Source organism: Hymenobacter cheonanensis (genome assembly GCF_030581075.1).
Classification (GTDB): domain Bacteria; phylum Bacteroidota; class Bacteroidia; order Cytophagales; family Hymenobacteraceae; genus Hymenobacter.
Genome location: NZ_JAUQSW010000008.1, coordinates 79,337 through 92,891, shown reverse-complemented (window position 1 = coordinate 92,891; position 13,555 = coordinate 79,337). Strand labels below are relative to the sequence as shown.

At 62.4% G+C, this 13,555-nt stretch carries 10 protein-coding genes; 5 read left to right on the top strand and 5 right to left on the bottom strand.

All coding sequences use genetic code 11. The annotated features are described in order from the left end of the window. Positions 1–98: 98 nt before the first annotated feature. From Q5H89_RS15575 to Q5H89_RS15565, 3 genes are all read right to left on the bottom strand, one after another. A complete protein-coding gene (locus Q5H89_RS15575; RefSeq protein ID WP_305020269.1) occupies positions 99–1,727 on the bottom strand; it encodes an acyl-CoA carboxylase subunit beta in 1,629 nt (542 codons plus the stop codon). A gap of 158 nt (positions 1,728–1,885) precedes the next feature. Further along, entirely contained in the window at positions 1,886–2,899 is a 1,014-nt protein-coding gene (locus tag Q5H89_RS15570; protein ID WP_305020268.1) for an MlaD family protein, read from the bottom strand. 140 nt (positions 2,900–3,039) lie between these two features. Beyond that, positions 3,040–3,864, bottom strand: coding sequence for an N-acetylmuramoyl-L-alanine amidase family protein (locus Q5H89_RS15565; protein ID WP_305020267.1), 825 nt, complete (start codon positions 3,862–3,864; stop codon positions 3,040–3,042). Positions 3,865–3,997: 133 nt separating this feature from the next. Between Q5H89_RS15565 and Q5H89_RS15560 the strand changes: the two genes are divergently transcribed. Further along, positions 3,998–6,967, top strand: coding sequence for a putative LPS assembly protein LptD (locus Q5H89_RS15560; RefSeq protein ID WP_305020266.1), 2,970 nt, complete (start codon positions 3,998–4,000; stop codon positions 6,965–6,967). Positions 6,968–7,109: 142 nt separating this feature from the next. On the opposite strand, the gene Q5H89_RS15555 is transcribed toward Q5H89_RS15560, so the two are convergent. Next, on the bottom strand, positions 7,110–7,646 hold the full coding sequence (locus Q5H89_RS15555; RefSeq protein WP_305020265.1) for a 2'-5' RNA ligase family protein: 537 nt from the start codon (positions 7,644–7,646) through the stop codon (positions 7,110–7,112). Between the two features lie 113 nt (positions 7,647–7,759). Then, positions 7,760–8,878 carry a hypothetical protein gene (locus Q5H89_RS15550; protein ID WP_305020264.1) on the bottom strand — a complete coding sequence of 373 codons (1,119 nt, stop codon included), beginning with the start codon at positions 8,876–8,878 and terminating at the stop codon, positions 7,760–7,762. Positions 8,879–8,996: 118 nt separating this feature from the next. Here Q5H89_RS15550 and Q5H89_RS15545 point away from each other — a divergent pair, with 118 nt between their 5' ends. From Q5H89_RS15545 to Q5H89_RS15530, 4 genes are all read left to right on the top strand, one after another. Beyond that, a complete protein-coding gene (locus tag Q5H89_RS15545; protein WP_305020263.1) occupies positions 8,997–11,315 on the top strand; it encodes a hypothetical protein in 2,319 nt (772 codons plus the stop codon). Between the two features lie 41 nt (positions 11,316–11,356). Then, positions 11,357–12,091, top strand: coding sequence for a dioxygenase family protein (locus tag Q5H89_RS15540; RefSeq protein WP_305020262.1), 735 nt, complete (start codon positions 11,357–11,359; stop codon positions 12,089–12,091). Between the two features lie 114 nt (positions 12,092–12,205). Beyond that, on the top strand, positions 12,206–12,736 hold the full coding sequence (locus tag Q5H89_RS15535) for a hypothetical protein (protein WP_305020261.1): 531 nt from the start codon (positions 12,206–12,208) through the stop codon (positions 12,734–12,736). Beyond that, positions 12,711–13,415 (top strand): pirin family protein, encoded by a 705-nt coding sequence (locus Q5H89_RS15530; protein ID WP_305020260.1) that lies wholly within the window; start codon positions 12,711–12,713, stop codon positions 13,413–13,415. Before Q5H89_RS15535 ends, Q5H89_RS15530 begins: the two co-directional genes overlap by 26 nt. Positions 13,416–13,555: the final 140 nt, after the last annotated feature.

The following is a 13,555-nucleotide window of genomic DNA, read 5'->3' as shown; positions in this document are numbered from 1 at the left end:
CACCAAGGATGTCCGTCCCATTCCTGCGTACAGTGCTTAAAATAATCGACTATAACAAGTAGATTTTTTCTCGCTTTTCGTTGGTTGTTCGTCATGGCTCACACCTGAATAACCCCCACGTTATACGCCTTCTCAATCGGCGCGTGGTTTGCGGCTGAAATGCCCTCCGAAATCACCTTGCGGGTTTCGAGCGGGTCAATCACGGCATCGACCCAGAGACGGGCGGCGGCGTAGTAGGGCGATAATTGTTCCTCGTAGCGGGCCTTAATGCGGTCGAGCAGCTCTTTTTCGGCTTCGGGGGTAATGACCTCGCCCTTGGCTTTGAGGCTAGCCACCTGAATTTGGAGCAGGGTGTTGGCGGCCGCGGCGCCGCTCATTACGGCGAGTTGGGCGCTGGGCCAGGCCACGATGAGGCGTGGGTCGTAGGCCTTACCGCACATGGCGTAGTTGCCGGCGCCGTAGCTGTTGCCCACGATTACCGTGAACTTGGGCACCACACTGTTAGCCATGGCGTTCACCATCTTGGCGCCGTCCTTAATGATGCCGCCCTGCTCGCTGGCCGAGCCCACCATGAAGCCCGACACGTCGTGCAAAAACACGAGCGGGATGCGCTTCTGATTGCAGTTCATGATAAAGCGGGCGGCCTTGTCGGCCGAGTCGGAGTAGATGACGCCGCCCATCTGCATGCCGGTTTTCTTGCTTTTGACAATCTTGCGCTGGTTGGCCACAATGCCGACCGCCCAGCCGTCGATGCGGGCTAGCCCGCAGATGAGCGTCTGGCCATAGAGGTCCTTATAGGGCTCAAACTCGGAGTTATCGACCAGCCGGTTGATAATTTCCATCATGTCGTAGGGCTTGGCGCGGTCGGCGGGCAGCTGGCCGTATAGCTCGCCAGGGTCCAGCCGGGGCGCGGCGGGCGTGGCGCGGCTGAAGCCGGCTGAGGGCTGCGCGCCCAGCTTGTCGAAAATATTGCGGATGTGGTCGAGTGCCTCTTCGTCGGTGTCGAACTTGTAGTCCGTCACGCCCGAAACCTCGGAGTGCATGGCCGCGCCCCCTAGCGCCTCGTTGTCGATGGTTTCGCCGATGGCCGACTTTACCAGGTACGAGCCGGCCAGAAACACCGAGCCGGTGCCGCTCACTATCATGGCCTCGTCGCTCATGATGGGCAGGTAGGCGCCGCCCGCCACGCAGGGACCCATGATGGCCGAAATCTGCACGATGCCCATGCTGCTCATCACCGCGTTGTTGCGGAAAATGCGGCCGAAGTGCTCCTTATCGGGGAAAATCTCGTCCTGCATGGGCAGGTACACGCCCGCCGAATCGACGAGGTAGATAATAGGCAGCTTGTTTTCGATGCTGATTTCCTGGGCCCGCAGGTTTTTCTTGGCCGTGATGGGAAACCACGCGCCGGCCTTCACGGTGGCATCGTTGGCCACCACCACGCACTGGCGGCCCTGCACGTAGCCGATAACTACCACCACGCCGCCGCTAGGACAGCCGCCCTCCTCGGGGTACAGGCCCTCGCCGGCGAAGGCGCCTATTTCGACCTGCGCCGCGCCCTTGTCGAGCAGGTAGCTGATGCGCTCGCGGGCGGTGAGCTTGCCCTTGGCCTTGTGAGCGGCAATGCGCTTCTCGCCGCCGCCGAGGGCTACCTTGTCCAGCTTTTTGCGCAGCTGGTAGGTGAGTTGCTTGAGGTGGTCTTCGTTGCGATTGAACTCGATGTTCATAACCTAAAACTGGGTGGGAAAGGGTGTGGCGCGGCCGCCAGGCAACCGCGAGCGTGATAGTTGGGTGCACAACAAGCGCGGCCCCGCAGAGCCCACGCTACAAAAAAACCCGCCCTTGGCGGGGCGGGTTTCAAAGATACTAGGCGGGCCAGCAGCGCTTACGGGTTGGTAAGGGCCGGGGCCGTGGTCACCTTTTTGGTTTCGGTGGTTACCGAGCCGTCGGGGTTCTTGGTGGTTTCCTTTTTGGTTTTGTCTTTGCCGCCGCCAAACACCGAGAAGTGCACGTAGCGCTTGGGGTTGGCCTTCATGTCCGAAATCAGCGCGTTGGAGCTGGCGGCCGTGGCGTTGAGGTTGTTATAGAGCAGCGTGTCGTTGATGAGCTTGCCGAGCGAGCCGGTTTTGTCGTTCAGGGCCGTGCTTACGCCTTTTAGCGAAGTCTGGGCCTCAACTAAGGTTGCATTCAGGTTGCGCAGGGCCGGGCCCACCGGAGCCGTCTTAATAGAGTCAGACAGCTGGGTAAAATTGTTAGCAATACGGTCGAGCTTAGCAGTGCTTTTGTTGAGGGCAGCGCTCATCTGGGCCAGGTTGCGGGTAATCTGGTTGATATTGGCCTGATTCGCAGCAATGAGGTTTTGCAGCGCCTCGGTGCTCTGGCGAGCGCCCACCAGCGTGCCCTGGATGTTGGTTTGCGCATCCTTGTTCAGGAAGCCGTTGATGTGCGAAAGCGTCGAGTTCACGGTATCGAGCAGGATGGTAGCGCGCTGCTGCACAATGTCGGTAATGCTGACGGCGGTGGTCGTTTTCAGGGTTTCGCCGCCGCTGTACTCCTTGCTGTTCTTGCCCAGCAGCAGGGTAATGGTTTTCGAGCCTAGTAGCGAGCCGCTAAGGCCGGCTTTGGTCGAGTCGCCGAGCGTAACGCCCTTTTCCAGCTCCAGCGAAGCCTTAATAGAGTTGTTGTTCTCGGGTTGCAGCTCCAGGTTTTTCACCTGGCCCACTTTAATACCATTGAGGATAACCGGGGCGCCCACGTTGAGGCCGCTCACGTTGGGGTAGATGGCGTAGTACGTGCGGTCGCTCGACAGCAAGTTGCTGCCGCGCAAGAAGTTAAACCCTACAGCCAGGGCGATAAGGGCCACCACGGCCAACAGGCCCACTTTTATTTCTTTAGACACAGGAAGGTAGATTTAGGGCTGAGATAGGCCAACTGTTAGAGGGAGAATGGCCCCGAAGGGTTGCGTCGGCGGGCCTGTCTGATGCCCTTAACGGCAAACCCGGGCCGGATGTTAGGCTAGCTCCTACGCGCGGCTGGGGCTTACTCGGCGGGCGTGCCTTCCAGGTCGCGCTTATACTCGCGAAAAGCCCGGTAAATACCGCCCGCAATGGCCTGCTGGCCCGCCCGGGTATCGAGGTAGCCTTCCTCGCTGCGGTCGGTCAAAAACCCGGCCTCCACCAGCACCGAGGGCATTGTGGACTTCCAGAGCACCAGAAAGCCCGCCTGCTTTACCCCGCGCGAACTACGGCCCACGCTGGTGCGAAACTGCCGGTCGATGCGCTGGGCCAGCCGCAGCGAGTTGGTGATGTAGGCGCTCTGGAAAAGTGAAAATAAGATGTGCGACTGCGGCGAGCGCGGGTCGAAGCCGTCGTAGCGCTGCTTGTAGTTTTTCTCTTGCAGAATAACCGAGTTCTCGCGCTGGGCCACGCCCAGGTTGGCGTCGGTTTTGTGCAGGCCCATCGTCCAGACCTCGGTGCCGCGCGAGCCCTTGGGGCCGGCGTTGCAGTGCACCGAGATGAAGAGGTCGGCGTGGTTGCGGTTGGCGATGGCGGCGCGCTCGTCCAGCTCAATAAAAACGTTGGTTTTGCGCGTATAGATGACCCGCACATTGGGCATGTTATCCTCAATCTGCCGGCCCAGGTCTTTGATAATGGCCAGGGCCACGTCGGCCTCGTGGGCATCTACGCCATTGCAGCCGATGTCTTTGCCGCCGTGGCCGGCGTCGAGCACCACCGTGCGCAGGCGGTAGCGGGTGTCTTCGGCGGGTGGGCGGGCCACCGAGTCGGCGGCCAGGGCACGCCGGGGCCGGGGGCTGGCCAGGGTATCCTGGGCATTAAGCACCGGGCACGACGCACTCAGCAGCATACAGGTAAGCGCAATAATCCGCACGTCAGTCGTTGGGGAAAAAACCAGGCTGCTGGCAACCCTTTGCAGGGCTAGCGGCCTCTTATCTTTGTAGTAAGCCTCAAAAGTAATTCGCTCGGTGGCTTTATTAAATTTGCTTTTCTCCAACGTTCTCTTTTCGGGTGTTTTTGGCCTTCGGCGCGGGGCGCTGGCGGGTCTAGTGGGCCTGTGCTTCTGGCTGCTGGGCGGCGGGCTGGCCGCCCACGCCCAGACCACCACCGACTCGACCCGCGCCAATACCCGCCGGGCCGGCTCGGTGCCCACCCAGCCGGTGCGCAACCTCAACTACGACCGCAACGCGCCGCAGAGCCCGCCGCCGCCGGGCGAAAAAAACATCGGCCAGCCCGCCGTGCCCGGCGTGTCGCGCCGGCCGGCCCCTAGCCTCACCCCCGACAGCACCGGCCTGCTGGCCGACACCAGCCGCCGCGTGCGCGACTCGCTGAACGTAGTGATTCTGAAGCGCCGCAGCCAGGTCGAAACCACCGTGAAATACGCCGCCAAGGACTCCATTCAGTTCGACGTGACGACCAAGATTGCCAAGCTCTACAACAAAGCCAACGTGGACTACGGCAAGATGAGCCTGAAGGCGGCGCTCATTACCCTCAACTACGGCACCAACACGGTGCAGGCCGTGGGCCGCCGCGACACGGTGAAGCACAAGATGGCCGACCTGCCGCTCTTCAAGGATGAGGCGGGCACGTATTCGGCGGGCAACATCAACTACAACTTCAAAACCAAGAAGGGCAAAATTGCGGAGGTAGTAACCCAGCAGGGCGAGGGCTACATCCACGCCGAGGTGGTGAAAAAGCTGCCCGACAACGACTTCTACGGCCTGCACGGCCGCTACACCACCTGCAATCTGGAGCACCCGCACTTCTACATCGAGGCGGGCAAGATGAAGGTGATACCGGGCCAGAAGGTGATTACCGGGCCGTTTCACATGGTTATTGCCGACGTGCCGCTGCCCATCGGGCTGCCGTTTGGCTACTTTCCTACGCCGCACGCGGGGCGCGGGTCGGGCTTTATTATCCCCACGTTTGGGCAGGGCCAGCAGCGGGGCTACTCGCTCACCAACGGCGGCTATTACTGGGCGCCCAACGACTACATTGGCCTGCGCGTGACCGGCGACTTTTACGCCGGCAATGCCGACCGCATCGGCGGCTACGGCATTGGCACCGAGCTTACCTACCGCAAGCGCTACAAGTACCAGGGCAGCTTCCGCTTCACCTATGCCAACGCGCCGGTGTCGCCTATTCTCACCACGACAACGACTGCGAACTCGGATTACCTCTACTCCAACTCGGTGAATACCTTTTGGATAAGCTGGAGCCACTCGCCCACCCCGCTGCCCGGCGGCGGCGTGTTTTCGGCCAGCGTGCAGGCGGGTAGCTCGTCGTATAACCGCGTGAATACGCTCAATGCGCGGCAGCTGCTGTCGGCCACGTTCAACTCGACCATCAGCTACAGCAAAACCTCGCGCCGGCTGCCGCTTAACTACGCCATTCAGCTCTCGCAGAGCCAGAACGTGCAAACCGGCGTGATGGATTTCACGCTGCCCAACTTCAACCTGGGCCTGGCGCGGCAGTACCCGTACCAATTGTTTACCAAGCAGGCCAAGGGGGCCTGGTACGAGCAGTTTGCCGTGAGCTACAACCTGGTGGCCCAAAACCGCATCAGCAGCCTGGTACCGGCCCGCTCGCTGGCCGCCGATGTGCCCCTGCTAGGGGGCAGCACCACGGCCTACAACATCCCGGTGAGCTTTGCCAACGCTGGCCGGCTGCTGCGCAATGCCCAGAACGGCTTGCAGCATCAGTTCCAGATTACGCTGCCCGGGTTTGCCCTGCTAGCCCGCCACATTCAGGTGCAGCCCTCTATTAATTATGGCGAAACCTGGTACCTACAGCGCCTGCAGTACAGCTACCTGCCCCGCGTGCGAGCCGTGAAGGTCGATACCATTTCGCCGAGCTTCGAGCGGGCGTATTCGTACTCGGGCAATATCTCGGCTAGCACCAATTTCTACGGCACGGTGCAGTTTAAGGGCGACCATTACGTGAAGGCCATTCGCCACAAAGTGGCCCCTAGCATCAGCTACGCCTTCTCGCCTGACCTTTCGAAAAATCCCAACGAGGTATTTGTGGGTGGGGAGCTGAATAATTTCACCTCGCTGCAATCGGCCTATAGTAGCCGCATTCTCGACCCGCGTCAGTTTTCGCGCTACCAGGGCGTGTATGGCGTGCCGAGCAGCGCCAAGGTGAGCCAGGTGGCCTTCACGGTGCAGAACCAGATTGAGATGAAGGTGCGCAACAACCGCGACACTACCGGCACCGACCCGTACAAAAAAGTGAGCCTGGCCGACGGCATCGACCTGGCCCTGGCCTACAACTTTGCTGCCGACTCGCTCAAGCTTTCCAGCCTCAACCTGGGCTACCGCGTGCAGGTAGCCAAAAAGCTGAACGTGGTGATTAGCAGCGCCTTCAGCTTCTACCAGCGCGACTCGACGGGCCGCCTCATCAACCGCTACCTGTTCGAGCAGAGCAAATTCAGGCTAGCCCGCCTGCTCAATGCCAACCTCAGCCTGGGCTACCAGTTCAACCCGGCGGCCCGGCCCAAGAGCAAGGCTAACATTCCGCGCGCCGTGGCCCCTAGCAACGACCCGGTGCTGGGCTCGCCGCTGCAACAGCAGGTGTATGCCGACTACATTGACTTCGACATTCCGTGGGAGGCCACGGTGAGCTACACGGCTTCGTATACCACGGCCGGGGCGCCCATCCGGCCCACGCTGTATGGCTTCGTGCCGCTGCTCTCGGGCAACTCCATCACGGCCAGCGGCTCGGTTAAGCTCACGCCTAACCTGCGCCTGAGCACCAGCCTCAACTACGATTTGGTGAACAATACCTTCGTGTACCCCACCGTCAACTTTTACCGCGACCTGCACTGCTGGCAGATTTCGGGCCTCTGGATACCCGTGGGGCCCTACCGGGGCTACAATTTCACCATCGCCGCTAAAAGCAGCCTGTTGCAAGACCTGAAGCTGAACCGCAACAAAACGATTCTGAACCGCTAGGCCGGCTAAACTAAAGCGTCCGTCATGCTGAGCTTGCCGAAGCATCTTGGCCGCATCGTTGAACGGTGCGGTAGAGATGCTTCGGCAAGCTCAGCATGACGGACGTCTTATTAAGACAAAAGAACGTCTTCCTATTGCTGCCTTACTGCCCAAACTCAAACACCACCTCGCGCACAAACATGTCGCCCTCGGGGCGCAGAATAGTGAGGTTGCTGATTTCGAGTTCCAGGTTGAAAGTCTGGTTGTTCAGGAACTGGAGCACGGGGCCTAGCAGCTCGGGGGTGGTATCGTGCAGGGCCAGCGACACGTGGGGCAGCCACAGGTCGGGGGCGCTGAACTTGTCGGTGCGCGAGCAGAGCGGGGCGGCCAGCTCCAGCACCCGGTGGTGCAGCTGGTTGAGGTCGTCGGAGCGCAGTACCGGAATGTGAATCACGGGGTTATCGCCCGGGAACATGCCTAGCCCGGTGGTGTGCGCCACAAAGGTTTTGGTGGTGCGGGCTATCTCGTGCAGGCCCTGCTTGAGCAGCTCCAGGTCGGCGGGCTCCACTATCTGGTAGGTGAGGTGCGGCTCGGGGGTGGCCTGCACATCGGTCAGGCCGAATTCCTTTTCCAGGCTCTTGATGAGGGCATTGATATGGTCGGAAGCCGGCGAAGGCAGCAGCGAGGTAATGGCGAGCATGAGGCGAAAAACAAGGCGGAAAAGGCACGGCGTAGGGCTAGCCTACGCTTTCGGGTCTAAAGCTACTGGCCCGGGCGGTTGTTGGGCGCAGCGCGGGCGCCCGGCAACATTGCTTATAAACTAAGTTTTTGAATTCTGAAGGTGGTCACGGGCGGGTTCTGGGATGCTTGCAGCGCATTCAGGTGCGAATAGAGCACATAGCTTGCGCTAACGGCCGTGCTGATACCGGGGCCGCTGGCCGTGCGCCGGGCTAGCGTGGTAGGATAAGGCGATGTGCCGCCGGTAGCAACATTGTTGGTGCCGGTGGTAGTAACACTGCCAAAATCATCGGCCGTAGTCACTTTATACACTTTACCCTGGGCATTGCACACCACAAGCAGGTTGGTATTATCGAGCAGCTGCAGGCCATCGTCGCCGCTTAGGTCGAGGCCGGCAGGCAGGGCCACGGTAGTAAGGGTGCCTGGTACGGTGGTAGTAGCCGCGGCCGTAGAGCCGGGCACGGTAGTAACCGGAATTTTAAGCAGCTTGCCCTCGTCCGACTTGGCTACCAGCAGGTAGCCGCTAGGGTGGTATACGATGCCATTGAGGCCAAATTTGCCAGCCGGCGCACTCAGCGCGCTGCTGCTGAGCCATACCGAGGCAGTGCCCTTGCCCCCGGCGAAGGCAATTTTATAAATAATGGGCGCGTAGCTGTCGGTTACATACGCATTGCCCTGCGCATCGATGGCGATGTCGTTGGCAAAGTGAGCGGTATAGGTGCTTGGCGACACGGCACTGAGATTTATAAAGTCCATTAGCGTGCCGGTACTGCGGTCGAAAATAGCCGTGGCCGCTAGCTTGTTCTTCGTAGCATCCTTGGTGCGGTCTTTATTATAACCGGGGTCGGACACGGCGGCCAGCAGGCGGTTGCGCGAAGCATCGAGGTTGAGGCCAATAGTCGAAATCAGCTGGTCGTTGTCGGCAAAGATGGTATAGGTACCCGTATTGGTGGTATCCGTTGCGGCAATATCGCCCGTTACCTGGCCAATACTACCCGTCGTTTCGGAGCTTACCAAAAAGCGGCCACTCTGGCTATCGTACTGTGTACCTTCGGGATATAGATTTGGCTGCACAAATTTGATGTACGCGGGCAGCGTGGCGCTGGCGCCTGTATCGCTGTCTTTTTTACACCCACCGGCCACTAGTAGCAACAACCCAACCCCAGCGCGGGCCGCAACATAAGAAGAACGCATACGCTAAAAACTAAGGTAAAAATGAAGCTGGCTGCTGTACGTTCGCGGGGGGGCAGGGTTGGGGCCGGCACAACCCTGCCCCGGGGCTTTGCCGTTAGCAACGCTTAAGCTTATTGCCGTGCCCGATTCCCCTACCCCTTCTACCACCCAGCCTGGCCACTGGGGCCGATGGGTTTTGCTCGGCCTGGCCGTGCTGCTACTAGCCGCGCTGGCCTGGCTGAAATGGGGGCTCGACCCCTGGCTGCGCGGCAAGCTCGAAGCGCAGGTAGCTACCCAAACGCACGGGCAGTATACCCTGTCGGTGGCTAGCCTGCGCACCCGGCTGCTAGCCCGCAGCCTGCACCTGGACGGCCTGCGCCTACGCCCCACTACTGCCAACCTGGCCGATACGCTACCCCGCCTCACGGCCCGGCTGGCTAGCCTCGACCTGAGCGGCGTGGGCCTGCTCGCCCTGCTGCGCGGCCGCACTGTGCCCATCGATAGCCTCACCCTCGATTCGCTGCGCCTTGAGGTGGCGGCCCTGGCCCGGCGGCCCGCGCCGCACCCTGGCCCGCCGCTGTACCAGCAGCGGCCGTTGCGGCTGGGCTATGTGGCTTTGCGCCACGTAGGCGGGCACGTTGGGCCGGCTGCTGCCCCCATAGGCGAGCTGGCCGATGGCCAGATAAGCGCCCGCGACCTCTTATTTACTCCGGCCGGCGCAGCCGATACGCAGCGCCTGGCTTTTGCCGCCAGCTGGCAAGCCTTGCTACGCGGGCCGGTGGGGCGGCTGGGCGGGCACACCATTGCGGCACATATAGTTGATTTTTCGAGTACCCGGCAGCAGCTAGGGCTCGACTCGCTGCGCATTGTGCCGCCCGCGCCCGGCCAGGGCAAGCCGGGGGCCGTGCGGGTGTTTTTTACCATGCCCCGCGTGCGCATGGTGGGTTTGCGCGCCGCTACCTGGCAGCACCAGCACCGCCTGCGCGCCGATTCGGTGCGGCTCAGCCAGCCGCGCCTCACGTTTCGGCCGCCAGCCCAGGCGCCGCCGCCGCTGTGGCAGCTGTTGCGGCCGGTGTTTCGGCGGGCCGATGTGCGGCAGCTAGCCATCGACGATGGCTACCTGGCCGTGGTGGGTGTGCAGGAGGCGCCGGCGGTGCGCCACGTAGTTGGCGTGGCCAGGGGCCTGCGCATCGATTCTACTTCGCAGCAGGCCCCGGCGCGCCGCGTGCTGTACGCCCAGGGCTGGACGGGCCACACCGGCCGGCTCACGGCCACGTTTGCCGCGCCGCTCTACCCGGCCAGCATCGAGCACGCGTTTGTGGATACCGACCACCAGGCCCTGCGCCTGACCACGCTAGCCCTGCGCCCCACTCTCAGCCCGGCGCAACTTAACCAGCGCAGCGGCTACCAGAGCACGCAGCTCACGGTGCGCATGGATGAACTGCGGGCCCAGGGCTTCGATTTCCGGCAGCTATCGGCCAACAGCCACGTGCACATTGCCCGCGTCATTGCCGAGCGGCCGTATCTGCTGGCCAGCAGCGATGGGCGTGGGCCCATCAACCACCATCCGTCGTACCTCACGCCCGAGAACATGCGCCACGTGCGGGCCCACCTCGATGTGCGCCAGCTCGACCTGCGCAATGGCACTATTGAAGCACGCTACCGCAGCGCCCGCACGCCGCTGGTGGGCACGTTCAGTATCAACCGGCTGAATGCTACGCTGCGCAACGTGAGCAACGACCCTGGCCGCATGAGCCTGGCGCACCCGCTCACCGGCACGGCCTCGGGCTACTTGCAGAACGCGTGCCGGGCCGAGGTGCAGCTTACTACCTCGCTGCTCGACCCGCGCGGCCGCCAGCACCTGCGCGGCAGCTTTGGGGCGGCGCCGTTCAGCATTCTGAACCCCATTCTGACGCCCACGCGCCTGGTGAATTTCAAGAGCGGCCGCGCCCAGCGCATCGACTTCGACGAATACCTTGACCGCCAGCGCATCAGCGGCACGGTGCGGGCGCGCTACACCAACCTGCGCCTCAATTTTCTGGGCTACCAGGAGGGCGAGGTCAAGAAAACCTTTTTCGGGCGCATCAAGAGCGGGCTGGTCAATGTGGTGGTGCGCGACCAAAACCCCCGGCCCGGCGGCCGCTTTGTGGTGGGCGCTATTCAGACGCCCCGCGAGCTGGAGTTTTCGGTGTTCACCGCCTGGCGGCAGGGCCTCATTGTGGGCTTTCTGCACAGCGTGGGGGTGCCCAAAAAGCTGGCCGATAAGTACGGGCAGGCGGGGGGCGGCACCCCCCTGCCCTCGCGCACCGATGCCCCTAGCCAGCCGGCTACCGCCGCCGCCGCGCCGCCGCCGGCCAGGCGCGGGCCCGGCCGGTGGCTGCACGGCGCTATCCGTCGAGTGAAGCGGCTGGCTAAGCGATTGCAAAGCAACGTAAAGGGGCAGCACGGAGAGCTTTGAGGCAGTTATTCATTTCGCCTCCATCTTTCCTGCCCCCGACCATGGAACGTAAGTATTTCCTGAAAAGCCTGTTAGCCGGTGCTGTTTCAGCCCCTGCCCTGCTCGCCGCCTGTGGCAAAGACACCGTGACGCCCAGCACCTCGGGCAGCACTACTACCGGCACCACCACTACCACCACCGGCGGCTCGAGCAGCGCCAACTGCACGGTGGCGCCCACCGAAACTGAGGGGCCGTTTCCCACGCACACACCCGCTTCCTACGTACGCGCCGACATCACGGATGGCAAAACGGGCTACAAGCTGACCGCCAAAATCACCATCACGAGCAGTAGCGCCAGTTGCGCGGCCCTGGCCGGCGCGCTGGTCGATATCTGGCACTGCGACGCCGAGGGCAACTACTCGGAGTATGGCGGCACGAGCATGCAGAGCACCAACTACACGAGCGTGCACTTTTTGCGCGGCCGCCAAACCACCGACGCGGCCGGCCTGGTCACGTTCACGAGCATTTTTCCGGGCTGGTACTCGGGCCGCGCCACGCACATCCACGTGCACGTGTACAACGCCAGCGGCACCTCGCTCAAGGTGACCCAGATTGCCTTCCCCGAGGGCACGGGCACGGCACTAGCCCTCGTCAACGGCTACGCCAAGGGCATGAGTGGCTACACCTACAACAAGAGCGACGGCGTATTCAGCGACGACACGGCGGGCATCGAGATTGCCACCGTCACGGGCAACCTCACCGATGGCTTCGTGCTCACGATGAATATTGCGGTATGAGTTTCGGCTGTCATTGCGAGGAGGCACGACGAAGCAATCACAGCCAGATAGCTCATTGTACTGCGATTGCTTCGTCGTGCCTCCTCGCAATGACACCTTTTGTTAGCTAGCCCCATGCCTACCCGCCGCATCACGCTCTGCTACCGCAAAATCATCGACGCCAGCGCCACTAGGCCCTGGGACAAGCTGGTGCTCGATGACAGCTACCGCGAGCTGCGGATGCAGGCGCAGTATTTCAACCAGGAAAAGAAGTACCGCACCTTCGGCGAGCTGGTGCACTACGTGCCCGGCGCCGAGCGCCTGCACGGCCTCGTGAGCGGAGCCATTATCGGCTATTTGCAGCAGCTAGGGGGCGTGGTGCCCGATGTGCTTGATAACCTGGGCCGGCGCTTTTTGAAGTTCGATAAGTTTCAGTTTGAAGTCATCAACTCCGACCTGCTCGACCCTGGCAAGCACCAGGTAGCGGTCAATTTCTTCAGCGAGCCGCTGCTGTGGCACGATACGGTGGGGCCTTACCTCATTGCCGCGGCCGAAGCGGCTGGCGATGCCCCGGCCGTGGTGCACACGTTTCAGCTGCAGCCCTACCTGGCCATTCATTCCCTCCTAGCCCCCGCCGCCGATGCCCGCCCCGACGACGCCCGGTAAAATCTTCCTGGCCGACCAGCGAGGCCTCGTCGAAACCAGCGACTTCCGGCGCTACTGCACCTTCAGTTTTGGCACATTTCAGCACGCCCACAAAGAGCCGCTAGGCCGCCTGCTGGCGCTGAACGAGGAATTGCTGGCCGGCGGCGCCACCCTGGCCCTGCCCGTGGCCGAGGCCGCGCACGTGCTGCTGCTACCCATTACGGGGGTGGTGGAGGTGCGGCTGCCCGGCGGCCAGCTGCTACCCGTCGAAACCGAGCAGCTGCAAGTGCTTACGCTGCCGGCCGGCCGCACACTGCACCTGCAAAACCCGTTTGCCAGCGATGTTATCCGCTTCGTGCACGTGTGGCTGCGCGCCCCGGAGGCAAACGAGGTGACCGTTGGCGCGGCGGCCGGGTTTAGTGCCGAGGCCATTGCCAACCGGCTAGCCCCGCTGTTGCCGCCCGGGACGGGCCTACCGTTTGCGGTGCGCCTGGGCCGTTTCGCCGGCCGGCACGAAGTAGCGCACGCGGTGCCGCCCAGCCAGCTTTTTTTCGCCTTTGTGCTGGCCGGCGCCTTCGAGGCCGAGGGCCGGCTGCTGCACGAACACGACGGGCTAGCCCTCTGGGAGGCCCCCGCGCCGATCGAAATCGAAGCGCTTAGCAACGACGCGCTGCTATTGGTGCTGGATGTAGCGCAGTGAGTACGCCCATGTCACGGGTAACCTCACCCCCGGCCCCTCTCCTTGGGGAGAGGGGAGCCTGACGTTCGCTCACGTCCGCTGCCGACTGGCTCCCCTCTCCCCAAGGAGAGGGGCCGGGGGTGAGGTTACCCGTTGAACGA